The organism is Comamonas jiangduensis (assembly GCF_030162955.1).
Taxonomy (GTDB): Bacteria; Pseudomonadota; Gammaproteobacteria; order Burkholderiales; family Burkholderiaceae_C; genus Comamonas; species Comamonas jiangduensis.
The window spans coordinates 181,131-204,241 of sequence record NZ_JARXOV010000005.1; the positions used below are offsets into that span (position 1 = coordinate 181,131).

Sequence of the window (23,111 nt, forward strand, 5' to 3'; positions counted from 1 at the left end):
ATGAGGCCTTTTTCGATTCGACTGTTCTCGCCGTCGGGCGCGCCCGACGGCATCCTGGTGGCATCTCGCGATGACTGGCCAGGGCGCGCCGTCATCTTCCCGCGTGCCCTGGCCGGCGAAGTCAAGGGACGCAAAGAGTACCAACAGCCCGGCATTTATATCCTTGTCAGCAGCAAACGGATGTACATCGGAGAGGGTGACCCCGTTGGCGAGCGTATTGACTCACACGTCAAACACAAAGACTTCTGGAAGAAAGGTGTCTTTTTCACCGCTGAGGGAGGGCGCTTAAACAAGGCCCACGTTCAACACCTGGAGTCACGCCTTATCTCCTTGGCCAAGCACTCCAACCGCATCCCATTGGACAACGCGAACCAGCCCACGGTGCCGGCATTGTCCGAAGAAGACCACGCCTTCACCGAAAACTTCCTGCACGAGGTCCTTCTGATGCTGCCCTTGTTGGGTTTTTGGCAGTTCTCGGTAGATGACGACGATACCGACAACTCTCAGGAAGAAGCAGAAGCAGCATCCAGTGGTGAAGACAACGTCGCGTCCAGCGCGGGTAAGCGTGCCGCGATGTATTCCAGCATTCCCAAGGGCCTACAGTTCAAGCTCACCGCCCGCAACGCGGACGCTACCCTGGAGGTCTCCGAGGGAGGTGTCATCATTAAGGCGGGTAGCCGTGTTGCCGAGCCGGTAAACGACCGGTTTGAGCTCGATGCCCCTAGCTATGCAGCGCTGCGCCGTCAGCTTTGTGAATCGGGTGTCATTGCTGCCAGTCAAAACGGGCTGGTGTTTACCAAAGACCAGTTCTTTTCATCGGGCTCCGCGGCTGCCGCAGTCGCACGCGGTGCTATCAGCAATGCCGACTGGTGGAAAGGCAGCCAGGGCAAGTCACTTGGCGACTACATCCGAGAAGCGAAAGCAAAGGCATGAGTGGAATCCAGCGGTTCAGCTCTCGCCGTCAGCGCCTGGACAAAGAGTTTCTGGCTAAGCGTTTGGAGGGCGCAGTTTCGTATCGGCGCATTGCCGGGTACTTCCGTAGCTCCATCTTCGAGCTGGTCGGTGAGGAAATCGGCGACATCCCGGACGTGCGCATTGTCTGCAACAGCGAGCTGGACATCGCTGATATCCGGGTGTCCCAGGCCGCCCGAGAGGCGGCCCTCAAGGAGACTTGGAACGAGGTGTCGCCGGCGACCGAGGCTCTGCTGTATCGCGACAAGTACCGCAAGCTCTATGAGCTCCTGCGCAAGGGCAACGTGCAGGTGCGCGTGGTGCCCAAAGACCGGGTCTTCTTGCACGGTAAGGCCGGTGTCATAGAGCGTGCCGATGGCAGCAAGACCAGCTTCATGGGCTCCATCAACGAGTCCAAGAGCGCCTTTGCTGACAACTACGAAATCCTGTGGGAAGACCCCTCACCCGAGGCCGTAGCCTGGGTGGATGAAGAGTTTGATGCGCTGTGGGCCGACAGCTACCCTTTGCCCGATGCCATCATCGAGGAAGTCGAGCGTGTGGCCAAGCGCCACGAGGTGCGCTTTGAAGAGCTCAGGCCTGAAGAGGTGCCGGGTGCGGCCATGGTCGAGAGCCCGCTGTACCGGGCCGGTGAAATGCTGCAGCCCTGGCAGCGGGCGTTTGTTTCCATCTTTCTGCAGCATCGTGAGACCTACGGCCAGGTCCGGCTGCTCCTGGCCGACGAGGTCGGCGTCGGAAAAACGCTTTCTATGGCCGGCTCGGCCTTGGTCGCATCCCTGCTGGGTGATGGCAAGGTGCTCATCCTGTGTCCGTCGACCTTGACCTTCCAGTGGCAGACAGAGCTCAAGGACCGCTTGGGCATACCCAGCGCGGTCTGGCTGTCTAACCGTAAATGCTGGCAAGACGAGCACGGCCACATCATCAAGAACACCCAGGGTGCCGCTGCCATCAAGCGGTGTCCCAGCGCCATTGCCATCGTCTCCCAGGGCCTCATCTTCCACAAGGCTGATGAGTGCGACGAGCTATTGAGCATGTACTACGGCACCGTGGTGCTGGACGAAGGCCACAAAGCACGGGTCAGCCGGGGCATCAGCAAGAAGGAATACAAGCCCAACAACCTGTTGAACTTCATGACCAGGCTGGCCAAGCGCACCAAGCACATGGTGATTGGCACAGCCACCCCCATTCAGACCGAGGTGGTCGAGCTGTGGGACTTGCTGAACCTGCTCAATGAAGGCGCGGGCTTCGTCATGGGCCGTGAGTTCACCAGCAAATGGCGCAACTGCGACGAGGCGCTTCCCATCGTCAAGGGTGAAGTCACGTTCTCCAACCCGGCCGACGTGTGGGAGCTGCTGAAGACGCCGCTGCCTCCGAGCACAGAAAAGGATGAGCGCTTGAAGAGCTTGCGTATGACGTTGGACTTGGACGACTCGCATCATTTCAGCGACCGTAACTACCAAGACCTGGACTTCGCATCTCAGATGACGCTCGATGAAATCGCAAGCGACAAGGACTTCTTTAAGAACAACAACCCTGTCCTACGGCACACGGTACTTCGCCGGCGTGATGTCCTTGAGGACATGGGCCTGCTAGAGCGGGTGGCGGTTGATGTACACCCGGACCCTAAAGCGCCCTTAGGGTCTTACCCGGGGCTGACCTTAGACGGGATTGGGCTGATGACCAATCATCCGTTCAACATGGCTTATGAGGCAGCAGAGGAATTTACCTCGCTTTTGGGGCAACGCACCAAAGCGGCGGGGTTCATGAAAAACCTGCTGCTGCAGCGCATCTGTTCGAGCTTTGCAGCAGGTCGCTCTACTGCGCAGATGATGCTAGACAAGCGCACCATCGAGGACGAAGAAGAGCTCGATGGACTGGAAAATGCGCTGGACTCGCTCACGGACAAGGAAGCCGATTGCCTGCGGCACATCGTTTCGGAACTCGGTCGTACTGAAGCCCGTGACCCTAAGCTGGCAGCAGTCAACTACTTTTTGGATGAGCACCGCACCGGTCCGGTGCCCGATAACAAAACCTGGGCGGAACACGGTTGCATTATCTTCAGCCAATACTTCGACACTGCAAAGTGGGTGGCTTCTGAGATTGCTAAGTCTCACCCCGACCAGGTGGTTGCTGTGTACGCTGGTGCAGGTAAAAGTGGTCTTTTCCGAGGCGCGGAGTTTTCAACGGTTGAACGCGAGTACATCAAGGGCGCGGTCAAGCGGCACGAAATCAAAATTGTTGTGGCAACAGATGCAGCTTGCGAGGGTTTGAACCTGCAGACCTTAGGCACGCTTATTAACGTCGACCTGCCATGGAACCCCAGCAAACTCGAACAGCGCCTAGGGCGCATCAAACGCTTTGGTCAGGTGCGCCGTACCGTGGACATGCTGAACCTAGTCTATGCCCAGACGCGCGACGAGAAGGTTTACAGCGTTTTGTCGCGCCGCCTCAAGGATAAATTCGACATCTTTGGCTCATTGCCCGATACCCTGGACGATGAGTGGATTGAGGACCAAGAACGGATGGACGAGGAACTCGATAAGTACATAGAGCGCCGCCAAGCCGCGAAGAACGCCTTCGAGATTCGATACCAGACCCGTGAAAGTGTTGACCCCGGAAAGGAACGCTGGGAGTTGTGCTCGAAAGTGCTGGCCAGGACTGAACTGTTAGAGCGTCTCAACGAGGGGTGGTGAACTCCACGGCTGCCTTGCTATAACAACTCAGCTACTTGATTTGGGTTGACGGAGTTGACATAGCCAGCAATCCCCTCCTTCTGTAAGCCGTTGTCGGAGGAGCGGTAGGTTTCTGCAAACTGCTGAAGGCGGTGCGAAGCTACCGATAGGTCATTAGGCGACAGCTCGATGTTGAAGGCTGTAACCATGTTTGCAGGCCCTTCTGTTTTGTCTGAATGAAAGGCGAACCGTGCTTTTTTAGCCGCGTCCTCAAGCTGCGATTGAGCGTTGGTCAAATACTTTTCAGAATTGGACGAAACAATTATGTCGTCCATGTACACACTAACGTGGATTCGCCGCTGCTTGCTCAATCGTTCGAGACAAGACCCAAGAGCGCTTTGTGCAAGGGCCAGTGACGCGAGGATAGGCGATTGGACAAATCCATAGGGTAGGATTACCTTGTTATCCTGCGTAGGATGCTTTACCGTGCTGGCGGTGGCAATTCGCCTCGCCTCGGTATAGTCGAACATCGACTTTAAGCACCGCGTCACTCTGCTACGCGTGACACTGCCGAAAAAATCTTGAATGTCCAGCCGAAGAAAAATGCGGCTCGCAGCATGTGAGCGCAGAGCGGCTACATGGCCACCAGAGCGAAGGTGGAAGTAATACTCTGGGGGGTGCCACCTTTGTTCGATGACATCCTTGATACGTATTCCCTCATTTTTTGATTCCTCTGTAGGAACAAAAACCCACTTACCAGGGGACCGCTCGTATTTGTGTTGCCACCGAATTTGCATTGTTTTTGGTAGTTGCGGCCCATGTACTCTAGGACTGAAATGGTGGCATACGCAAGCGCAGTCACCATCTTAAATCCAGCGAGTACTAGGCGAGAAATATGAACTTTTTTCATATCAATCTCCTTTGACATAAACCTTGGCTAGCCTAGCGCAGCGCGCATGGGAATTCCGAACCAACCAGCAGCAACTATGAGTGTTTAGTTCAAGGTTGCACTGCAAAGTAAATCACTGAGTGACTATGTCAAAGGGCAAACGGGACAGCCCGCCTACCGCCAAGGTGCCTTAATGTTATCAGCTTGCACCCGCTCTTTGCGAATGCGCAGACCCTGGGCTTGTGCATACGTGGCCAGCCATACTCACCTTTGACCTGCGCATGGATGGCACGAGTGTGGGTCAGCACCAATGCAACACTACACTGCCGTGGTGCCTCCTTACGACTATGCCTCCAGCGAAAGTACCCACTGCTGCTGACCTGCAGTACATGGCAAGAAACAGCAAAAGGATATCCGCCCTTCCCTTCACACCATGTATTACTACAACTAGCGGCGGCAATTCACAACACAAAAATTGGTGCTCAACTAACACCAGTTAAGAAAAACAGCGCATTAACGCCATTTTCAACTTTGCGACTTCCGGCGCTTGCAATCCAACCCCCTCTTGGCAAAGGATGACTGCCGACAAAGATTCTCTGCTCCAGTGTTTGAATCCAGTTCCAGAAAGCTTGTCATCGACCACAACCCAAGAATTTTCGAACTCCGGATGCAACCTCAGCCAGTTCGATATCTCCACAGAGCGCATTCCACGAGGTGACTTTTTGGGAGTAACCCATGTCTGGTGCATTCCGTCGGCGACAAAACCCAACCCTGTTCGCCTCAAGACCTCGACGATTTCATGCTTTTCAAATATCCAAGCCCAACTTGTTGAGAGCACATAGTGTGGCGAAAACTCCTCGTCTATAGCCCGAAGATTTTCCGTAGCCCTAGCGTCAAACAACTTGCTCCATATCTCAAGAGCATCATGATTTTGTGATGAATCTTGCTCTGCTAACGCGCGTTTTGCGTCGTACCCACCATACGGGTTATTCAGGCAAATTACATCGTCAAAATCTAAAAAAACAACAGCTGACCGATGGTTTCTCATTAGAGTCCATCCTCTCACAAACATAACTGTAAGTACGCCCCCTAAACTTGACTCATTGAGTCTTTTTCATGGGGGGATGAACCAAGGACACCCGGTGTAAACCGCACTACCCAGGCATGCTGGCTAGTAACTTGATTAATCACTTTTTCGGAGCGTCGCATCTTTAGGTCGATAAGTTAATGCGCCGACCCGGTCAAGCACTTGCTCAATCATCCACAGGCCTTCCTGTGAACTGAATCCCTTGAGTTGAAAGTCCCAAAGCAAGCATTCGACAAAATCGTTTGTAGGGATTGAGACCTCAAGCAGTTTTATTTGCAGGTGCTCTGTTATGCGCTTCACGTAGTCTGTGCAAATTAAGTAACGAATTCGCACGTCCTCATCAGTTGCGACACCCACATACCGGTTATTGACGAGAGTAGCCAAAAATTTGGGCTGAGCTCCTGGAACAGCTCCCTGGGCTTTTTCGCGTGGAAAACTGGCCGGGATGCTGACCCCTGGGTCATATTGAATACGTGGCCCCAAGGATGCACCCTTCGGAGTTATTGGCGCGAGATTGCTTCATAGCGCTAACAACCGGTTAGTCACCAGCACGCTTGTTGTCAGCATTGTCAGCCCGATATGCAATCAATGCTCTAAGTGCAGCCTCAACGTAGGAGCCACCCTCGGCATGAACGGTACCTATATCGCAGCTGCATCGCCCATCTTTGACGGTAAATGCAGCGCCATGCTTCTGTGCATCCTGGAATACGTATGAAGCCTGTTCATCGAAGAACGAGCCTGGAGTCAAGTCTGGGAGTTCACCAAAAATAGTTAATTTTTCAGCTTTTCCATCGAACAGTACAAAACTATCAGGAGCGCATTGAAGGTGAGCTACCCCGCGAGATTTGACGTATGCGAGCTCAAGGGGTGTCTCTATCAAACTATCAGCTGCGGTGCTTGCTTCCAGGTTCATTTTTAAGCGCCCAAATAAAAATTACATCAAAACGATGTACAGCATTCTGGTGTAAATCCTAATTGAATGCAAGCTTCACGCTCTTTGCTCACGAATGGCCTTAGGGCATGCCTCTTCATACTCCCAAGTACACACAATTTTTAGAACAACTCAGGCAACTACGCTTACAACTGGGTGTCACGCAAGTTGAGCTATCAAAACGCCTTGGAAAGCCTCAGCAGTACGTTAGCCGTTGTGAAGTTGGAGAACGCCGGCTCGACGCTGTAGAGCTCATTGAGTGGTGTGAAGCGCTAGGTGCAGATGTGAATGTATTTTTCTCAGACCTTCAAAAAGAGCTCAGGAAGCAAAAGTCACCCGCATTAGAGTAGACGAGGCGATTACGCAAACACTCCAAAGCTGAAAGCCGGGCAACGAATTCCGCTTTGCCGCAGGCAGTGCAGAACCCTAATCACATGTCTAGAGCTGCACTGACAGGTTCGCCAGCACTGCGTGCCACACAAAAAGTGTAAACAACTTAGTGAAAAATGCTTTTTTGTTTACATTTCAAATTACTTGAGACACAATAAGTCATTGTGAACATAGGAAATTATCAAGTTGTTTGCATGGCAAGGTGACCATAACCGTTCTAAAAGCGTTCCCCCAAGCACTGCCCATAGGGCGCTGCCCAAGACAAGCCCATGTGAGTGATCGCATGGGCTTTTTTAGTCCGGGGTATTTGCGGGGGTTTAGGGGGCAATGGCTTCGCCCCGTGAATTTCTGGGCGAGACTGCGCCTCTTTCCTCCGTTTTATTGTCAGCGTATCTCTGCCGATGTTTTCTCTCTACGCCAGTGAGTGGCGCCGCTTGCTAGAAGGCTTTGATGCCGCGCCCCGTGCAGCACTGGTACGTGTTGCCCAGTCCCACAACGAAATTTTGGCCCAGCATTTTTACCGGGTGATGCTGAAGGACGAAGCCGCTGCAGGCATGCTCTCCCATGAGCAAGTGCATACGCGTTTGATGGCCTCCATGCGCCAATGGATCTTGCAGGTCTTGGGTGCCCAGCCTGAAGACGATTTGGAAGCCTTGGTGGCGCACCAAATCAAAATTGGCGAGGTGCATGCGCGCATTGATGTGCCGGTGCATGTGGTGCTGCGTGGCGCCCGAAGCCTGAAAGAAGGCTTGCGCGCCGTTTTGCAGCAAGAGGCGGTTGGGGGGCAGTACCAGGTCATGCAATTGGCCAGCACGGTGATTGACCATGCCATGGAGCTGATGTCGCAAGGCTATGTCGTGTCGCGCGACAGCAACTCGCGCACCCAAGAGGCCTACCGCCTGTTCACCATGACGCAAAACTTGGCCACTGTGCGTGAACAGCGCCGTGCCGAGTTGCTGGACTGGGAAAACCAGTGCCTGTATTTGCACGCCATGGGTGCACAAAGCCAGCCCTTGAGTAACTTGACCACCTCAGATTTTGGCCTGTGGTTTCGCCATAAAGGGGTGGATGTTTTTCATGGGGCGCCAGCTTGCCAGAGCATTTTGGAAGCCATGGAGCGCATCGATACCGAGCTTTTGCCTGCACTGATGAAAGCCAAAGGCCCCGCAGTTGCCGCACCTTTGCTGCAACTTCGAGAGCAGGCGCGGCATATCGCGATGAGCTTGGAGGGCTTGTTTGCGCAGAACACCGAACTGGATGCCGGGCGTGATGTGCTCACGCAGTTGCTCAATCGCAAATTTCTGCCCGTAGTGCTCACCAAGGAAGTGCAGTACGCGCGTCAGAGTGCCTCGGTCTTTAGCATTGTGAGCGTGGACATTGATCACTTCAAAAAAGTGAATGACCAATATGGCCACGAAGGGGGCGATATGGTGCTGCAGCAAGCCGCGACGGTGCTGGGTAACAACATCCGTGGTGGAGACTATTTATTCCGTTTGGGCGGGGAAGAGTTTTTGCTGGTGCTGGTGGATACCTCGTCCCAGGGCGCTGCCAGTGTGGCCGAGAAGCTGCGCGCGCAGATTGAGCGAGAAGTCTTTCATCTGCCGCAGAACCAACACTGCAGCATCACTATCAGTGCAGGTATTGCAACCTTTGACGGCCACCCTGACTATCAGCGGATCTTGCGCCAAAGCGATGAGGCGCTGTACCGCGCCAAGGCGGCGGGGCGCAACCGCGTAGTGATCGCTTAAGCCCCCAAGCAAAAAAACCTGCAGCATGCTGCAGGTTTTTTTGTAGGTGCCTGGGTTTAACGCAGGTTCAGCACATCAAACATGTCGAACTGGCCGGTGCGTTGGCCGGCCAAAAAACGCACGGCGCGCAGGCTGCCGTCTGCATAGCCAGCACGGCTGCTGGACTTGTGGGAGATTTCTACGCGCTCGCCAGTGCCGGCAAACAGCACCGTGTGGTCGCCCACGATATCGCCGCCGCGTACGGTGGCAAAACCGATGGTGTTTTCCTTGCGCTCGCCGGTGTGACCAAAGCGCTCATACACCGCGCGATCTTCCAGCTTGGTACCCTGGGCTTCGGCAATCACCTCTCCCATCTTGATGGCCGTGCCCGACGGCGCATCTACCTTGTGCTTGTGGTGCGCCTCGACGATTTCAATGTCATAGCCTGTGTTCAAGGTCTTGGCGGCCATTTCCAGCAGCTTGAGGGTGACGTTCACACCCACGCTCATGTTGGGGGCCAGCATGATGGCCGTTTTTTGCGCAAAAGCCGCAATCTCGGCCTTTTGGGCATCGCTAAAGCCGGTGGTGCCAATCACCACCTTGACCCCTAGATCAGCGCACACGGCCAGATGGGCCATCGTGCCTTCGGGGCGGGTGAAGTCAATCAGAAAGTCGGCCTTGGACAGCGCGCTGCGCAGGTCGCTTTCGATGATGGCGCAGCTGGACTGGCCCAAAAAAGCGGCCGCATCGGTGCCCAGCGCGGGGCTGCCAGGCAGATCCAAAGCCGCCGTCAGCACGCAGTCGCTGCTGTGTTGAATGGCTTCCACCAGCATGCGGCCCATGCGGCCAGATGCACCAGCAACAGCCACGCGCAAAGGGGAGGAAGAGGTCGAGGTCATAACAATCCAGTCAGGGTATCAAACGCACAAGGCCGCTCTGGCACCCAAGGGCGGAGCGGCCTGTAGACAGCACAGGGTTACACGAAAGATCAGCGGCTTTCCAAGGGCGGGTAGCTGCGCTGGGGCTGGGGGGCCTGCGCTGCAGTGTCATCGGCCGCCTTTTTCGCCACAGGGAATTTGGCCAGCTGTGCTTCGGTGGCTTGCAACTCAGGTACCTTGATCTTGCCGGTAGGCTTGCCCAGCGTTGCAACAAACTCAGCTTCCGACGGCATTTCATCGCCTTCAGCGCGCACAAAACGTTCGCCCTCGAAGAACACCGTCAGCTTGCGGCTTTGCGCTTGCACACCTTGGCGCTTGATGGTGAAGACATATTCCCAACGGTCTGCGTGAAACACGCTGGTCACCAAAGGCGTCCCCAAGATTTCACGCACCTGCTGGCGGCTCATGCCGGGCTGCAGGGCTTGGACTTGTTCACTGGAGACAAAATTGCCTTGCACCACTTCCACCTTGTAAGGGGTGATGGCGCTCATGGCGTTACGTGTGCTTTCGCCAATGCTGCTGCATGCAGCCAAGAGTGAGGCGAGAGACAGAGTCAGCGCCACCCGAAGGCGACAACGAGCTTGTACATGCATGGGTAATAAGCCAAGGATATGATCTGCCCCATTGTAGCGGCAGGTTTCGCTTGGACTGATGCACGACGCGTCAGCCCGTATTCGGGCTGTTTTGATGTCAGACACGAGTGTCGTAAGCTTGTGCCAGACACCCACTCTCCACTTATGCCATGAAGAATATTGACGACCTTAAAAATACGGGCCTGAAAGCGACATTGCCGCGTCTGAAAATTTTGGAGATTTTCCAAACGGGCAAACAACGCCACATGACAGCGGAAGATGTGTTCCGTGTCCTGCTGGATGAGCGCTCGGACATCGGTTTGGCGACGGTGTACCGTGTGCTGACGCAGTTTGAGCAGGCTGGTATTTTGCTGCGCAGCAATTTTGAGAGTGGCAAAGCGGTGTACGAGCTCAATGAGGGGCAGCACCACGATCACTTTGTTTGCACCGCGTGTGGCAAGGTGGAAGAGTTTTACGACCCGGAAATTGAAAAGCGTCAGCAGATGATTGCAGACCAAATGGGCTGGAGCATCCAGGATCACTCCATGTCGCTCTATGGGCAATGCGCAGATTGCGTAACCCGTATTCCCAAGCGTTAATCGCTGGCGGTGGGGGCTCCATAAAAAAGGCATCCATGATGGATGCCTTTTTGGTTTGTCTAGCCTGTATCCGTGATCAGTGTGCAGCGCCTTTGCCCATGTCACGCTCCATGGCCTTGCGGTGGCGCTCTACAAATTCTTGGTAGGTATCAATGCCGCGCAATTGCAAAATGCTGTTGCGCACAGCAGCCTCCACCAGCACGGCAATATTGCGCCCTGCCGTCACAGGGATCACCACTTTGCGCACCAGAATGCCGAGTACGTCTTGTGTAAGCGGCTCTTGGGGCAAGCGTTCGTACTCGCGCTCCATGGTCTCTTTGCGCACCAGATGCACAATCAGTTTGAGGCGCATTTTGCGGCGCACTGCGGTTTCACCAAAGATGGCACGAATATCTAGCAGGCCAATGCCGCGCACTTCCAGCAGGTTTTGCAGCAGCTCGGGACACTTGCCTTCGATGGTGGTCTGGTTGATGCGATAGAGATCCACCGCATCATCGGCCACCAAACCATTCCCCCGGGTGATCAGCTCCAGCCCCAACTCGCTTTTGCCCAAGCCGGATTCGCCCGTAATCATCACGCCCATGCCCAAGATATCCATGAACACGCCGTGCATGGTGGTGCGATCCGCAAAGTGCTTGGACAGGTAGGCGCGCAGCACATCGATCACAAAGGCAGAGGCCTCGGTGGTCGAAAACATGGGGATCTGCGCCTGCTCACACATGGTGAGCAGCGCTTGGGGCGCAGTCTGCCCGTCTGCCAGCACCAAGACGGGAGGCTCCAGCTTCACTATGCGGGCAATGCGGCGGGCGCAATCTTCGTCGGTGGCATTTTGCAGATAGGCCACTTCACGCTCGCCCAGCACTTGCAGGCGGTAAGGATGGATGTAGTTGAGGTAACCGACCAAGTCGGCGCCCGAGCGTGCAGAGCGCACCGCCATCTCGTCGAAGCGGCGCTCGGACGCGCCAAGGCCTGCTTGCCACTCCCAGCGCAAAGTGTCGCGAAAAGCTTCGAAGAGCCGGTTGGCATTAATGGCTTTGTGGCGCATGGGCAGTGCCTCAGAAGCTTGCACGCCTTGGGCGGGCAGCAAGCAAGGGGTTCAATTAAGAGGCGGCAGCGGCCGATGTCCAGCCTGCAATCAATTGGTGCAATGCCGTTGCATCGGTGGAGGCTTTGAGGGACTCGCGCAAATGGCTGTCGCTGAGCAGTTCTGCAATCTCCGACAGAATTTCCAGGTGTTGCTGCGTTGCGGCTTCGGGTACCAGCAGGAAAATCAGCAACTGCACGGGTTGCTCATCCGGTGCGTCAAAGCCGATCGAGCGTGCCAGTTGGAACACAGCTGCCATCGGGGCCTTCAAGCCCTTGATGCGCCCATGTGGGATGGCAACGCCGTGACCCAAGCCGGTGGAGCCCAGGCGTTCGCGGGCGAACAGGCTATCGGTAATCAGCGCGCGAGACAGGCCATGCAGCCCTTCGAACAGGAGACCTGCTTCTTCAAAAGCGCGTTTTTTGCTGGTGGCATCTACGCTCACGAGCACTTGAGCGGGCGACAGGATGGAGGCAAGACGGTTCATGTGGAAACTATTATGCATTGCACACACCAGAAACGGGACTCCAGTGCGTTAGAGCAAAAAGGCCGCCAGTAGGCGGCCTGTCACTTAGGACTTTACCTAAATCTTTGCCCGAGCAAAAGATACTTCGTTTCAGGCCAATGCCGTCATGGCTAATTCACGCTTGACAGGCGCCTTGCGCCAACCTTGGATACGCGTTTTGTGGCTCACGATTTGGCGGTCGAGTTTGTCCACGAGTTCATCAATCGCGGCATACAGGTTCAGGTGTTTGCTGCCAGCGTGCAGGGCATTGCCTTTGACGTGAATGCTGCATTCCACGCGCTGGCGGCGCTCTTTCTGGGCTTCATTGTGTTTGGAGAGCAGAACCTTGACGTGAATCACCTGATCAAAGTGGCGCAGCACACGCTCTAGCTTGGCCATGACGTAAGCGCGCAAGGCGGGGCTAACTTCCAAATGGTGGCCGCTGATAGTCAAATTCATAAAACAACCTCCTGTGCTTTCAGGTTTTCCAAGCAATTTCACACAGTCTGTGCTGGGTGAGGGGTGGCGGTTGAATGCGCATTCATCGCTTGCGGTTCACTATGCGCCTGTGTGAACAAGTGTGCAACGGCATTTCGGTACGCTTTGCTGGGAAATGGTGCGCTGGCAGACGCATCCACCAAAACGGCGCAAAATGAGGCGTTTTTGCTGATGACGGCTGCCAAGGCGGCAGCTCGTCAATCATGATCGGCATCGACATCGAAGCAGTCGAGATTGTCCGCTTTGTGCGCGGCAGTCAGGCTCTAAAATCCCGTATCGGCGCAATGCCTGCCCTCGGGGAGGGTGGTGGTTTTGCATCGTTTCGAATTCTTTTTGTCTGCCCTCTCATGACACAGCCCACGACTTCCGCTTTGCACACCTCCAACATCACTTCCCTGCGGCTACTGGCGCGCGGCAAGGTGCGTGACAACTACGCCGTGGGCGATGACCGCATCTTGATGGTGGCGTCGGACCGTCTGTCGGCCTTTGACGTCATCATGGGCGAGCCCATCCCCGGCAAGGGCGTGCTGCTGACGCAGATGGCGCTGTTCTGGTTCGACAAGCTGGGCCACATCTGCCCCAACCACCTGACCGGCGAAGCGCCCGAGTCCGTGGTCACGCCCGAGGAAGTCAAGCAGGTGGAAGGCCGCTCCATGCTGGTCAAGCGCCTCAAGCCGGTGATGATTGAAGCGGTGGTGCGCGGCTATCTGGCCGGCAGCGGCTGGAAGGAATACCAGGAATCGCAAGCGGTCTGCGGTGTGAAGCTGCCCGCTGGCTTGGTGAATTCGGCCAAGTTGCCCGAGCCCATCTACACCCCCGCCGCCAAGGCTGAAATGGGTGACCATGACGAAAACATCACCTACGAGCGCACGGTGGAGATGGTGGGCGAGGAGCTGGCTTCCAAGATTCGTGACACCGCCATTCGCATCTACAAGGAAGCGGCAGACATCGCCCTGACCAAGGGCCTGATCATTGCCGATACCAAGTTTGAATTTGGCCTGACTGAAGACGGCGAGTTGGTGTTGATGGACGAAGTGCTGACGCCCGACAGCTCGCGCTACTGGCCCGTGGAAGGCTATGAAGAAGCACTGAAGGCGGGTGTGAACCCCCCCAGCTACGACAAGCAGTTTGTGCGCGACTGGCTGGAGCAGGCCAAGGTCAATGGCCGCTTGTGGGACAAGACAGCCCCTGCACCGCGTCTGCCCCAAGAGGTCATCGAGAAGACCGCCGCCAAGTACCGTGAAGCGCTGGAACGCCTGATGGCCTGAGCGTGGATGGCCGCTACGACTGGCCAGCAGATGCAAAAAAGCAGCCGCGAGGCTGCTTTTTTTATGGCTGCATTCCATGCAAGATTTAAAAAGAAGAGCTGCTTGCGCTCGATGAGCAATGTTTTCAATATGAAAAGCATTGAAAAAGCAGGTAATCAAAGCGCGAGCAGCTACTTTTTTTAGCGGGCTAACGCCGTGCAGGCGGGCCTTGCAGCGCTGCCACCATGTCCATGGTCAGTTTGCGCAGGGCTTGCCAGCTGTCACGCGGCCAGCCATCGGCGGGCAGGCCTTTGACGATGCCATCTACCACGTGGGCGGAATGCAGCAGGCGCACCGCAGCGTTGGGTGTGAGGCGCGGCACCACACGCTCGAACAGCTTTTCCTTGGTGCCCCAGATGCGCAGACTGCGCAGCACCATGGGCAGTGGCTGGCCGCTGGCTTGGACATTTTTGACGCGCTGCAGGTTGCGAATGTCTTCTGCCAGCGTCCAGTGCACCAGCACCTCGGCCGTGCCTTCGGCCTGCAAACCGTCCAGCATGCGCATGGCGCGCGTCAGATTGCCTGAGAGGATGGCTTCCGACAGCTTGAACACGTCATAGCGCGCCACGTTCAGCACGGCTTGCTCAACCACTTCAAAGCTCAACTCACCCTCGGGCTGCAGCAGGCCGAGCTTCTGGATCTCTTGGTGCGCGGCCAGCAAGTTGCCTTCCACCCGGTCGGCAAAAAATTGCAGCGTGCGCTGGCCATCCTCGCCCGAGGCGACACGCTGGTTCTGGCGTGCCAGGCGCTGGGCAATCCACTGCGGCAGCGCGGCGCGCTCAATGGGGTCGATCTGAATGGTGGCACCATGCGCCTCCAGCGCGGTAAACCAGGCACCTTTTTTGGTGGCGGCGTCCAGGCGCGGCAGGGTGACGATGGTCAGCGTGTTCTCGTCGTGTGCCGTATTGGCGGCCAATTGCTGGATGGCCACGCTGCCGTCTTTGCCGGGCTTGCCGGAAGGAATGCGCAGCTCCACCAGTTGCTTGTCGGCAAACAGGCTCAGGCTGCCGCCAGCGGCCAGTACCGTGCTCCAGTCAAAGTGCGCGCCTTGTACGGTGTGCACGCTGCGCTCGGTGTGGCCCGCCGCGCGGGCAGCGGCACGAATGGCATCGGCCGCCTCTTGCAGCTGCAGCGGCTCATCGCCGTGCAAGGTGTACAAAGGCCGCAGACCCTTGGTGAGGTGTGCGGCCAGTTGGTTCAGTGCCAGTTGCATGGGCGCTTATTCGTCGGCAGGCGCATGGGCGGCGGACAGGCGGCGCAGCAGTTGCTGGGCCAGGTCAGAGTACATATTGCGGTAGAGCATGGCTTCTTCTTCGTCTTTGGCCAAAGCCAGGGATTCGCTGTAGCTCATCTCGCGTTTTTGCTGCAGTTCCGTGTCTTCCAGCCAGACGCGGCCTTGCTGGTCGACCAGCCGGAAGCGGGCAAACAAGCGCAGCTCCACCTCTCGCACCTGGCCAGACACGGTCTTGGCCAAGATGATGCGCTGGCGGCGCTCGCCCAGCAGTTGCAGCGTAGCCTCGGCCGTGTCGGGCTTGGCGGGGGGCAGCACGACGGTAAGGTTGCCACCCGCAGTGGCCAGGTTGCGTAGCACTTCACGCGTGAAGGGGGAGCCTTCTGGCGCCTGGACATAGAGCGTCTTGAAGGGAAAGGACGGCGCGCCACGCAGGCGAAAGCCGCAGGCACTGACCACGGGGGTTAGCGCCATCAGGGAAAGCAGCGTACGTTTACGCATGGCGGTCATCCTTGGGTTGCGTTAAACGACGATGTTAACCAGACGGCCCGGCACCACAATCACCTTCTTGGGCGTGGCACCGTTGGTGAACTTCAAGGCGTCTTCGTTGGCCACGGCAATGGCTTCGATCTGCGCCTTGTCGGCCGAGGCGGGCACCAAAATGGCACCGCGCAACTTGCCGTTGACCTGCAGCATCAGCTCCAGCTCGTCTTGCACCAAGGCCTTGGGGTCGACTTCGGGCCAGGCTGCATCGAGCAAGTCGCCTTGCTTGTTGGCATAACCCAGCTCCTTCCACAGCATGTGGGTCAGGTGCGGCGTAGCGGGGTAGAGCACGCGCAGCAAGATGCCAAAGCTTTCAATGGCTGCGATCTGGCCGTCGGCCGTCTCCATGCCCTTGAAGGATTCCAGCGCGTTGATCATCTTCATCGCACCCGACACCACGGTGTTGTACTGCATGCGCTGGTAGTCGTAGTCCACCTGCTTGAGCACGGTGTGGATCTCTAGGCGCAGGGCTTTGGCGTCTTTGCCAAACTCGACGTCGTCCAGTCGGTCCAGACCCAGCGCCAGCATGATGGCCGGTGTGTAGTTGATGCCCAGCAGCTTGTGGCCGAAGTTGTAGACGCGGCGCAGGAAGCGGTAGCTGCCTTCCACGCCAGAGTCGCTCCACTCCAGTGTCAGCTCTGGGGGGGAGGTGAACATGGTGTACAAGCGCGCGGTGTCGGCGCCGTACTTCTCGATCAGCTCTTGCGGGTCAATGCCGTTGTTCTTGGACTTGGACATGGTGCCCACGCCCTCGTAGTCGATGGCCGTGCCCACGGGCAGCAGGCCGTCGGCGCTGTCCACTTCCACTTTCAGCTTGGCGCCGATGATCTTGCCCGCTTCGTCATAGACGTGTTCCACATCCTTGGGCCAGAAGTATTCCTTGGCGCCCTTGGCGGTGCGGCGGCTGTAGATGTGGTTGAGCACCATGCCTTGCGTCAGCAGCTTGGAGAAGGGCTCATCCACCTTCACCAGGCCCAGGTCGCGCATGACCTTGGTCCAGAAACGGGCGTACAGCAGGTGCAAGATGGCGTGCTCAATGCCGCCGATGTACTGGTCCATGGGCATCCAGTAGTCGGCACCGTCGGCCACCATCTGCTCGCGGTTTTGCGCATCGCAATAACGCATGAAGTACCACGAACTGTCCACGAAGGTGTCCATGGTGTCAGTCTCGCGGCGGGCAGGTTTTCCGCAGCAAGGGCAGAACACGCCTGCGTGGAATGCTTCACTTTTTACCAGTGGGTTGCCTGAGCCATCGGGCACCAGGTCTTGCGGCAGCACCACGGGCAGGTCTTGCTCGGGCACAGGCTGGGCGCCGCAATCGGCGCAGTGGATGATGGGGATGGGGGTGCCCCAGTAGCGCTGGCGGCTGATGCCCCAGTCGCGCAAGCGCCAGGTGGTCTTCTTCTCGCCCAGGCCCTTGGCAGCGACCAGCTCGGCCACCTTGTCCACGGCTTGGGTATGGGTCAAGCCATCCAGCGCGCCGGAATTTACGCAGACGCACTTTTGCTTGTCGCCGTACCACTCCTGCCAGGCGTCGGTGGAGAAGGTTTCGCCGTCCACGGCCACCACCTGCTGGATGGGCAGGTCGTATTTCTTGGCAAACGCAAAGTCGCGCTCGTCGTGGGCGGGCACGCCCATCACGGCGCCGTCGCCATAGCTCATCAGCACGTAGTTGCCGACCCACACTTCCACTTGCGCGCCGGTCAGCGGGTGCGTGACAAACAGGCCCGTGGGCATGCCTTCTTTTTCCTTGACCGCCAGCTCGGCTTCGGTGGTGCCGCCTTTTTTGCATTCCTCGATAAAGGCTGCCAGCTTCTCGTTGGCGGCAGCGGCGTGCAGGGCCAGTGGGTGTTCGGGTGCGACGGCGCAGAAGGTCACGCCCATGATGGTGTCGGCGCGCGTGGTGAAGACGTACATCTTGCCGTCTTGAATCAGCTCACCGGCGGCATTCTGGATGTCGTGGGTGAACGCAAAGCGCACGCCCGCCGACTTGCCGATCCAGTTTTCCTGCATCAGGCGCACCTTGTCGGGCCAGCCGGTCAGCGTGGCCTTGTCGTTGCCGACCTGCACATGATCCAGCAGCTCTTGCGCGTAGTTGGTAATGGCCAGGTAGTAACCGGGAATCTCGCGCTTTTCCACCAGGGCGCCGGTGCGCCAGCCACGGCCATCGATCACCTGCTCGTTGGCCAGCACGGTCTGGTCGACCGGGTCCCAGTTCACCACCTGGGTCTTGCGGTAGGCAATGCCCTTGTCCAGCATCTTCAGGAACAGCCACTGGTTCCACTTGTAGTACTCGGGGTCGCAGGTGGAGATTTCGCGGCTCCAGTCGATGGCAAGGCCCATCGCCTGCATCTGCTTTTTCATGTACGCGATGTTGTCGTACGTCCATTTCGCAGGCGGCACCTTGTTCTTCAGTGCGGCGTTCTCCGCAGGCAAACCGAAAGCATCCCAACCCATGGGCATCAAGACGTTGTAGCCCTTCATGCGCAGCTGGCGCGTGAGCATGTCATTGATGGTGTAGTTGCGCACGTGGCCCATGTGCAGCTTGCCCGATGGGTAGGGCAGCATGGAACAGGCATAGAACTTTTTCTTGTTGCTGTCCTCTACGACACGGTAGGCATCAGTGGCGGCCCAGTGGTCGTGCGCAGCGCGCTCGACCTCAATGTGGTTGTATTTGTCTTGCATGGAGCTGGTAGATCGGTTGTGCAGTCAAAATACTGCTTCTCTTGGATTTTAGGCGCTTGGGGGCATTCCCTTGCGCGTGAACGGGCGACCCTTTAAGTGCGGCTTGCCCGTGTTTTCCCCCTGAAGACTTGAATTTGTGTCATTCGCTGCATGTGAAATGCGGGCGGAGGTAGGTATCTGTGGATTTAACTGCGATTGCTTTTTATGCCGAGATGGAGCCTTGGGCCCAGGCCACCTCGGGCTTGATGGTGTTGGCCCTGCTGGCTTTTGTCTCGCGCTTTGTGGTGCAGGGCGTGCTGTTTCATTTCATCCGCCTGTGGCGCCGCGCCATGCCTGGCGCGGGATGGGCGCCGATTCTGTTGCACGACCATGTGCTGGTGCGCATAGCGAAGATCGTGCCTTCGGTGGTGGTGCAACTGGGCATTCATTGGGTGGAACACCTTCCTGCCAACGGCAGCAAAGCGATTGCCAACGTGGCAACGGCGCTCACGGTCTACCACGTGGTGCGTGTGATTGCCACCTTGCTCAGTGAGATCAATGACGCCCATGACCGCCACGATGGCCCCAAGGTCACGCAAACCAATTCCATCAAAAGTTATGTGCAGCTGGGCAAATTGATGGCCTACATCATTGGTGCGCTGCTGATTGCGGCGGCCATCATGGACCGCTCGCCCCTGCTGCTGCTGTCGGGGTTGGGCGCGATGTCGGCGGTGCTGATGCTGGTGTTCAAAGACACCATCTTGTCGTTCGTGGCCGGGGTGCAGATTGCCTCGAACGACATGATGCGCGTGGGCGACTGGATTGAAATGCCCCAGGTGGGGGCGGATGGCTTTGTGGTGGACATTGCCCTGAACACCGTCAAGGTGCAGAACTGGGACAAGACCATCACCACCATTCCCACGTGGAAGCTGATGAGCGACAGCTTCAAGAACTGGCGGGGCATGTTCAACTCGGGTGGGCGCCGCATTCTGCGCGCGCTGCATATCGACGCGGCCACGGTGCACCTGCTCACGCCCCAGGAGCGGGCGGCGCTGTCCAATATTGCCCTGCTTAAGGGGTACTGGAGTGAGCGCGATGGCCTGCTGGCCCAGCCTGAGGCCGCGCAAAACGCCATGCCCACGCAAGCCATCGCACCCGAGATGGTCACCAACCTGGCGGCGTTCAAGGCCTATGCCTACGCCTATTTGATGGCCCACCCGCGTATTGCCAAGGGGCCCGGTATGTTCTTGCTGGCGCGCACCCTGGAGCCGTCGCCGACCGGCATTCCGCTGCAGCTGTATTGCTACACAGCCACCACGGTGTGGGTGGAGTACGAAGGCATTCAGGGTGAAATTTTTGACCATCTGATTGGCGTGATGCCATTGTTTGGGCTGGCGCTTTACCAGCGCTCGTCGGACTACAGCCACCGCCAGATCGTGCAGGCGCTGCAACACGACGGCGACGCCGCCTGAGCCCGCAGCAGCAAAACCGTGCTCGCACGCAAACGCGGGCGCACTGGGATAATCCGCAGCTATGACTAAGCACAGAGTGGTCGTTGGCCTGTCCGGCGGCGTAGATTCAGCGGTAACCGCCTATTTGCTCAAGCAGCAAGGGCATGACGTGGTCGGCATCTTCATGAAGAACTGGGAAGATGACGACGACAGCGAGTTTTGCTCCAGCCGCCAGGACTTCCTGGACGCGGCCAGCGTGGCCGATGTGATTGGCATCGAGATTGAGCACGTCAATTTCGCCGCCGACTACAAAGACCGCGTGTTCGCCGAGTTTTTGCGCGAATACCAGGCGGGCCGCACGCCCAACCCCGACGTGCTGTGCAATGCCGAGATCAAGTTCAAGGCCTTCCTGGACCACGCCATGCGTCTGGGCGCCGAAAAGATTGCGACGGGCCACTACGCCCGCGTGCGCCACAACACCGAAACCGGGCTGTACGAACTGCTCAAGGGCGTAGACAGCAGCAAGGACCAAAGCTACTTTTTGCACCGGCTGAACCAGGCGCAGCTGTCCAAGGCGCTGTTCCCCGTGGGCGAGCTGTGCAAGACCGAAGTGCGCCGCATTGCGGAAGAAATTGGCCTGCCCAACGCCAAGAAAAAAGACTCCACCGGCATCTGCTTTATCGGCGAGCGCCCCTTCCGCGAGTTTCTGAACCGCTACATCAGCAAGGAGCCCGGCTGGATTCTGGACGACCGCAACCGCCGGCTGGGCAAGCACGTGGGCCTGAGCTTTTATACGCTGGGCCAGCGCTCGGGCTTGGGGATTGGCGGCGTCAAGGAAAAGGGCGCGGCCCGTGGCGCGGGCGACCATGCGCCCTGGTTTGTGGCGGCCAAAGACATGGAGAAAAATGTGCTGCGCGTGGTGCAGGGGCACGACCACCCTATGCTGCTGTCCCACCGCCTGGACGCCGACAGCGCCAGCTGGGTGGCGGGCAAGCCCCCAGCGGCTGGCACCTATGGCTCGAAAACGCGTTACCGCCAGCCGGATTCCCCGGCGGTCATTGGCAGCGATGCCACCGACACCCACTTCCGCCTGAACTTTCCCGAGGCGCAATGGGCGGTCACCCCTGGGCAGTCTGCCGTGCTGTACGACGGCGAGGTGTGCCTGGGCGGCGGCATCATTGCGGCGGTAGACCCCAAGGATTGAGGCAGTGGCGCGCAGGAATATGCGGTAGCCACGACGCGGGCAGTTGCAGCGAAGAAAGAAGAAGGCTCTGAAGTGATTCAGAGCCTTTTTGCCTTCTGGCGCTTATCTGGTAAGCGCTAGCAGCTATGGTTTTAAGCATTGAGCAGGGTGTGCGCCTTGGCGAGCCAGTCGTGCAGGTGCTGGTGCAAGTCGCTTTGGCTGAAAGAGCAGCTTTCCTCGGTGAACAAGGCGCTGGATTCCAGCCGGTCGAGCAGTTGTAGCAGCACCTGCCCATAGCGCGCGGGCAGCGTGGTGAGCAATGCCTGTGAGGCACGTGCTTGGTCATTGAGCGTGGATGCGGTGATGCTGCCGTCTTCAAAGCGCTGAAGCGCATCTTGAAAAGCCTGGAGTTGAACCAAGGCATCGGTGGTGGTAGTCATGGCAGTCTCCAGTGCGGGGGGATCTATGCCCGCAGTGTAGGGCTTGCCACACAGCCTTGTCCGTGCATCGGCCGGGTTTTCTCGGCGAGAATGGTGGCATGAACGCGCTGAACATTGCCGAATATATGCAAACCTTGGGTTTGCAAGCAAAAGTGGCCTCTGCCCAGATGGCAAGGGCGAATGCTGCTACCAAAAGCAAAGCTCTGCTGGCGTTGGCACGCCTGCTGCGTGAGAGCGTAGAGGCTTTGCAAGTCGATAATGCCAAGGATCTGGAGCGGGCCGTAGCCAATGGCTTGGCCGCGCCCATGGTGGATCGCCTGCGGCTGACGCCCAAGGTGCTGGAAACCTGCGCCCAAGGCTGTGAGCAGCTGGCCCACATGCCGGATGTGATTGGTGAAATCTCGGGCATGAAGCAGCAGCCCAGCGGCATTCGCGTCGGGCAAATGCGTGTGCCGATTGGTGTGTTCGGCATGATTTTTGAAAGCCGCCCCAACGTGACGATTGAGGCGGCCTCTTTGAGCATCAAGAGCGGCAATGCCTGCATTTTGCGTGGCGGATCGGAAGCGATTGAGTCCAACAAAGCCTTGGCCCAACTGGTGGCGCGGGCCATGCAAGAAGCGGGCTTGCCCGCCCACGGGGTGCAACTGGTGGGCACGACCGACCGCGAGGCCGTGGGCCAACTGATTGCGATGCCTGACTATGTGGACGTCATCATTCCGCGTGGTGGCAAGGGCCTGATCGAGCGCATCAGCCGTGAAGCCAAGGTGCCCGTCATCAAGCATCTGGATGGCAACTGCCACACCTATGTCGATGACCCTTGCGACATGGCTGTGGCCGTGAAGGTGACCGACAACGCCAAGACCAACAAGTACAGCCCCTGCAATGCCACCGAGAGCTTGCTGGTGGCGCGCGGTGTGGCGCAGGAGTTTTTGCCCCAGATCGGTGCGATTTTTGCCGCCAAAGGCGTGGAGATGCGCGGTTGCCCCGAATCGCTGGCGATTTTGCAGTCCGTAGCAGGCCTGCAATTGACAGCCGCCACCGAGGCCGACTGGAGCGAAGAGTACCTGGCGCCCATCATCAGCGTGAAGGTGGTGGACGGCGTGGATGCGGCGATTGCCCATATCAACCAGTACTCCAGCGGCCACACCGAGGCCATCCTGACGCGCGACCATGTGCACGCGCAGAAATTCTTGCGCGAGGTGGACTCGTCCAGCGTCATGGTCAACGCCAGCACCCGCTTTGCGGATGGCTTTGAATATGGCTTGGGCGCAGAAATTGGCATCAGCACCGACAAGTTCCATGCGCGCGGGCCGGTAGGCATTGAAGGCCTGACCTCCCTCAAATACGTGGTGTTGGGCGAAGGTGACGTGCGCGGCTAAGCCATAGGTACACAATGCAAAGGCGGCCTCGGCTGCCTTTTCTTTTGCATGC

23 protein-coding genes are annotated in these 23,111 nt (G+C 57.7%); 10 read left to right on the plus strand and 13 right to left on the minus strand.

What is annotated here, in order from left to right:
• Both QEP12_RS06215 and QEP12_RS06220 read left to right on the plus strand, forming a co-directional pair.
• Positions 1 to 933: a GIY-YIG nuclease family protein gene (locus QEP12_RS06215; RefSeq protein WP_174864234.1), complete on the plus strand. Its 933-nt coding sequence runs from the start codon at positions 1 to 3 to the stop codon at positions 931 to 933.
• On the plus strand, positions 930 to 3,662 hold the full coding sequence (locus tag QEP12_RS06220; protein WP_284213696.1) for a phospholipase D-like domain-containing anti-phage protein: 2,733 nt from the start codon (positions 930 to 932) through the stop codon (positions 3,660 to 3,662). Before QEP12_RS06215 ends, QEP12_RS06220 begins: the two co-directional genes overlap by 4 nt.
• Before the next feature lie 17 nt (positions 3,663 to 3,679).
• On the opposite strand, the gene QEP12_RS06225 is transcribed toward QEP12_RS06220, so the two are convergent.
• The 4 genes from QEP12_RS06225 to QEP12_RS06245 all read right to left on the minus strand — a co-directional run bounded on the left by QEP12_RS06225 (position 3,680) and on the right by QEP12_RS06245 (position 6,530).
• Complete coding sequence (locus QEP12_RS06225; RefSeq protein ID WP_284213697.1) at positions 3,680 to 4,438, minus strand: reverse transcriptase domain-containing protein; 759 nt, start codon at positions 4,436 to 4,438, stop codon at positions 3,680 to 3,682.
• Positions 4,439 to 5,026: 588 nt separating this feature from the next.
• A complete protein-coding gene (locus QEP12_RS06235) occupies positions 5,027 to 5,578 on the minus strand; it encodes an HAD domain-containing protein (RefSeq protein WP_174864232.1) in 552 nt (183 codons plus the stop codon).
• Positions 5,579 to 5,713: 135 nt separating this feature from the next.
• A complete protein-coding gene (locus QEP12_RS06240) occupies positions 5,714 to 6,100 on the minus strand; it encodes a hypothetical protein (protein ID WP_174864231.1) in 387 nt (128 codons plus the stop codon).
• 55 nt (positions 6,101 to 6,155) lie between these two features.
• A complete protein-coding gene (locus QEP12_RS06245; RefSeq protein ID WP_174864230.1) occupies positions 6,156 to 6,530 on the minus strand; it encodes a hypothetical protein in 375 nt (124 codons plus the stop codon).
• A gap of 107 nt (positions 6,531 to 6,637) precedes the next feature.
• Here QEP12_RS06245 and QEP12_RS06250 point away from each other — a divergent pair, with 107 nt between their 5' ends.
• Together QEP12_RS06250 and QEP12_RS06255 are read left to right on the plus strand one after the other, a co-directional pair.
• Positions 6,638 to 6,898 (plus strand): helix-turn-helix domain-containing protein, encoded by a 261-nt coding sequence (locus QEP12_RS06250; protein ID WP_174864229.1) that lies wholly within the window; start codon positions 6,638 to 6,640, stop codon positions 6,896 to 6,898.
• 441 nt (positions 6,899 to 7,339) lie between these two features.
• Positions 7,340 to 8,686 carry a diguanylate cyclase gene (locus tag QEP12_RS06255; protein WP_219163123.1) on the plus strand — a complete coding sequence of 449 codons (1,347 nt, stop codon included), beginning with the start codon at positions 7,340 to 7,342 and terminating at the stop codon, positions 8,684 to 8,686.
• Positions 8,687 to 8,742: 56 nt separating this feature from the next.
• On the opposite strand, the gene dapB is transcribed toward QEP12_RS06255, so the two are convergent.
• Positions 8,743 to 9,564: a 4-hydroxy-tetrahydrodipicolinate reductase gene (gene dapB / locus QEP12_RS06260; protein WP_284213698.1), complete on the minus strand. Its 822-nt coding sequence runs from the start codon at positions 9,562 to 9,564 to the stop codon at positions 8,743 to 8,745.
• Positions 9,565 to 9,653: 89 nt separating this feature from the next.
• Positions 9,654 to 10,196: an outer membrane protein assembly factor BamE gene (locus tag QEP12_RS06265; protein WP_219163119.1), complete on the minus strand. Its 543-nt coding sequence runs from the start codon at positions 10,194 to 10,196 to the stop codon at positions 9,654 to 9,656.
• Positions 10,197 to 10,345: 149 nt separating this feature from the next.
• Between QEP12_RS06265 and fur the strand changes: the two genes are divergently transcribed.
• A complete protein-coding gene (gene fur, locus QEP12_RS06270) occupies positions 10,346 to 10,774 on the plus strand; it encodes a ferric iron uptake transcriptional regulator (RefSeq protein ID WP_284213699.1) in 429 nt (142 codons plus the stop codon).
• Between the two features lie 76 nt (positions 10,775 to 10,850).
• Here fur and hprK read toward each other — a convergent pair whose 3' ends face one another.
• The 3 genes from hprK to hpf form a co-directional block, all read right to left on the minus strand.
• A complete protein-coding gene (gene hprK / locus QEP12_RS06275; protein WP_174863556.1) occupies positions 10,851 to 11,819 on the minus strand; it encodes an HPr(Ser) kinase/phosphatase in 969 nt (322 codons plus the stop codon).
• Between the two features lie 55 nt (positions 11,820 to 11,874).
• Positions 11,875 to 12,345, minus strand: coding sequence for a PTS sugar transporter subunit IIA (locus QEP12_RS06280; RefSeq protein WP_219163115.1), 471 nt, complete (start codon positions 12,343 to 12,345; stop codon positions 11,875 to 11,877).
• Positions 12,346 to 12,474: 129 nt separating this feature from the next.
• Positions 12,475 to 12,822 (minus strand): ribosome hibernation-promoting factor, HPF/YfiA family, encoded by a 348-nt coding sequence (gene hpf / locus QEP12_RS06285; protein WP_284213700.1) that lies wholly within the window; start codon positions 12,820 to 12,822, stop codon positions 12,475 to 12,477.
• A 386-nt stretch (positions 12,823 to 13,208) separates the two neighbouring features.
• Here hpf and QEP12_RS06290 point away from each other — a divergent pair, with 386 nt between their 5' ends.
• Positions 13,209 to 14,129 (plus strand): phosphoribosylaminoimidazolesuccinocarboxamide synthase, encoded by a 921-nt coding sequence (locus QEP12_RS06290; protein WP_284213701.1) that lies wholly within the window; start codon positions 13,209 to 13,211, stop codon positions 14,127 to 14,129.
• 6 nt (positions 14,130 to 14,135) lie between these two features.
• Positions 14,136 to 14,312: a hypothetical protein gene (locus tag QEP12_RS06295; protein ID WP_284213702.1), complete on the plus strand. Its 177-nt coding sequence runs from the start codon at positions 14,136 to 14,138 to the stop codon at positions 14,310 to 14,312.
• A gap of 4 nt (positions 14,313 to 14,316) precedes the next feature.
• Here the strand turns inward: QEP12_RS06295 and holA are convergent, their stop codons facing one another.
• The 3 genes from holA to leuS are packed head-to-tail and all read right to left on the minus strand — an operon-like array spanning position 14,317 to position 18,627.
• Entirely contained in the window at positions 14,317 to 15,381 is a 1,065-nt protein-coding gene (holA, locus tag QEP12_RS06300; RefSeq protein WP_284213703.1) for a DNA polymerase III subunit delta, read from the minus strand.
• Between the two features lie 6 nt (positions 15,382 to 15,387).
• Positions 15,388 to 15,900 (minus strand): LPS-assembly lipoprotein LptE, encoded by a 513-nt coding sequence (locus tag QEP12_RS06305; RefSeq protein WP_174863557.1) that lies wholly within the window; start codon positions 15,898 to 15,900, stop codon positions 15,388 to 15,390.
• Between the two features lie 21 nt (positions 15,901 to 15,921).
• Entirely contained in the window at positions 15,922 to 18,627 is a 2,706-nt protein-coding gene (gene leuS / locus QEP12_RS06310) for a leucine--tRNA ligase (RefSeq protein ID WP_284213704.1), read from the minus strand.
• Between the two features lie 212 nt (positions 18,628 to 18,839).
• Here leuS and QEP12_RS06315 point away from each other — a divergent pair, with 212 nt between their 5' ends.
• Both QEP12_RS06315 and mnmA read left to right on the plus strand, forming a co-directional pair.
• Positions 18,840 to 20,078, plus strand: a complete 1,239-nt coding sequence (locus QEP12_RS06315; RefSeq protein ID WP_174863560.1) for a mechanosensitive ion channel family protein — start codon at positions 18,840 to 18,842, stop codon at positions 20,076 to 20,078.
• A 61-nt stretch (positions 20,079 to 20,139) separates the two neighbouring features.
• On the plus strand, positions 20,140 to 21,261 hold the full coding sequence (mnmA, locus tag QEP12_RS06320; RefSeq protein ID WP_284213705.1) for a tRNA 2-thiouridine(34) synthase MnmA: 1,122 nt from the start codon (positions 20,140 to 20,142) through the stop codon (positions 21,259 to 21,261).
• Positions 21,262 to 21,392: 131 nt separating this feature from the next.
• Here mnmA and QEP12_RS06325 read toward each other — a convergent pair whose 3' ends face one another.
• A complete protein-coding gene (locus QEP12_RS06325; RefSeq protein ID WP_174863319.1) occupies positions 21,393 to 21,680 on the minus strand; it encodes a hypothetical protein in 288 nt (95 codons plus the stop codon).
• Between the two features lie 98 nt (positions 21,681 to 21,778).
• Here QEP12_RS06325 and QEP12_RS06330 point away from each other — a divergent pair, with 98 nt between their 5' ends.
• The gene (locus QEP12_RS06330) at positions 21,779 to 23,059 is read left to right on the plus strand and encodes a glutamate-5-semialdehyde dehydrogenase (RefSeq protein WP_284213706.1); all 1,281 of its coding nucleotides are present in this window, start codon (positions 21,779 to 21,781) and stop codon (positions 23,057 to 23,059) included.
• Positions 23,060 to 23,111: the final 52 nt, after the last annotated feature.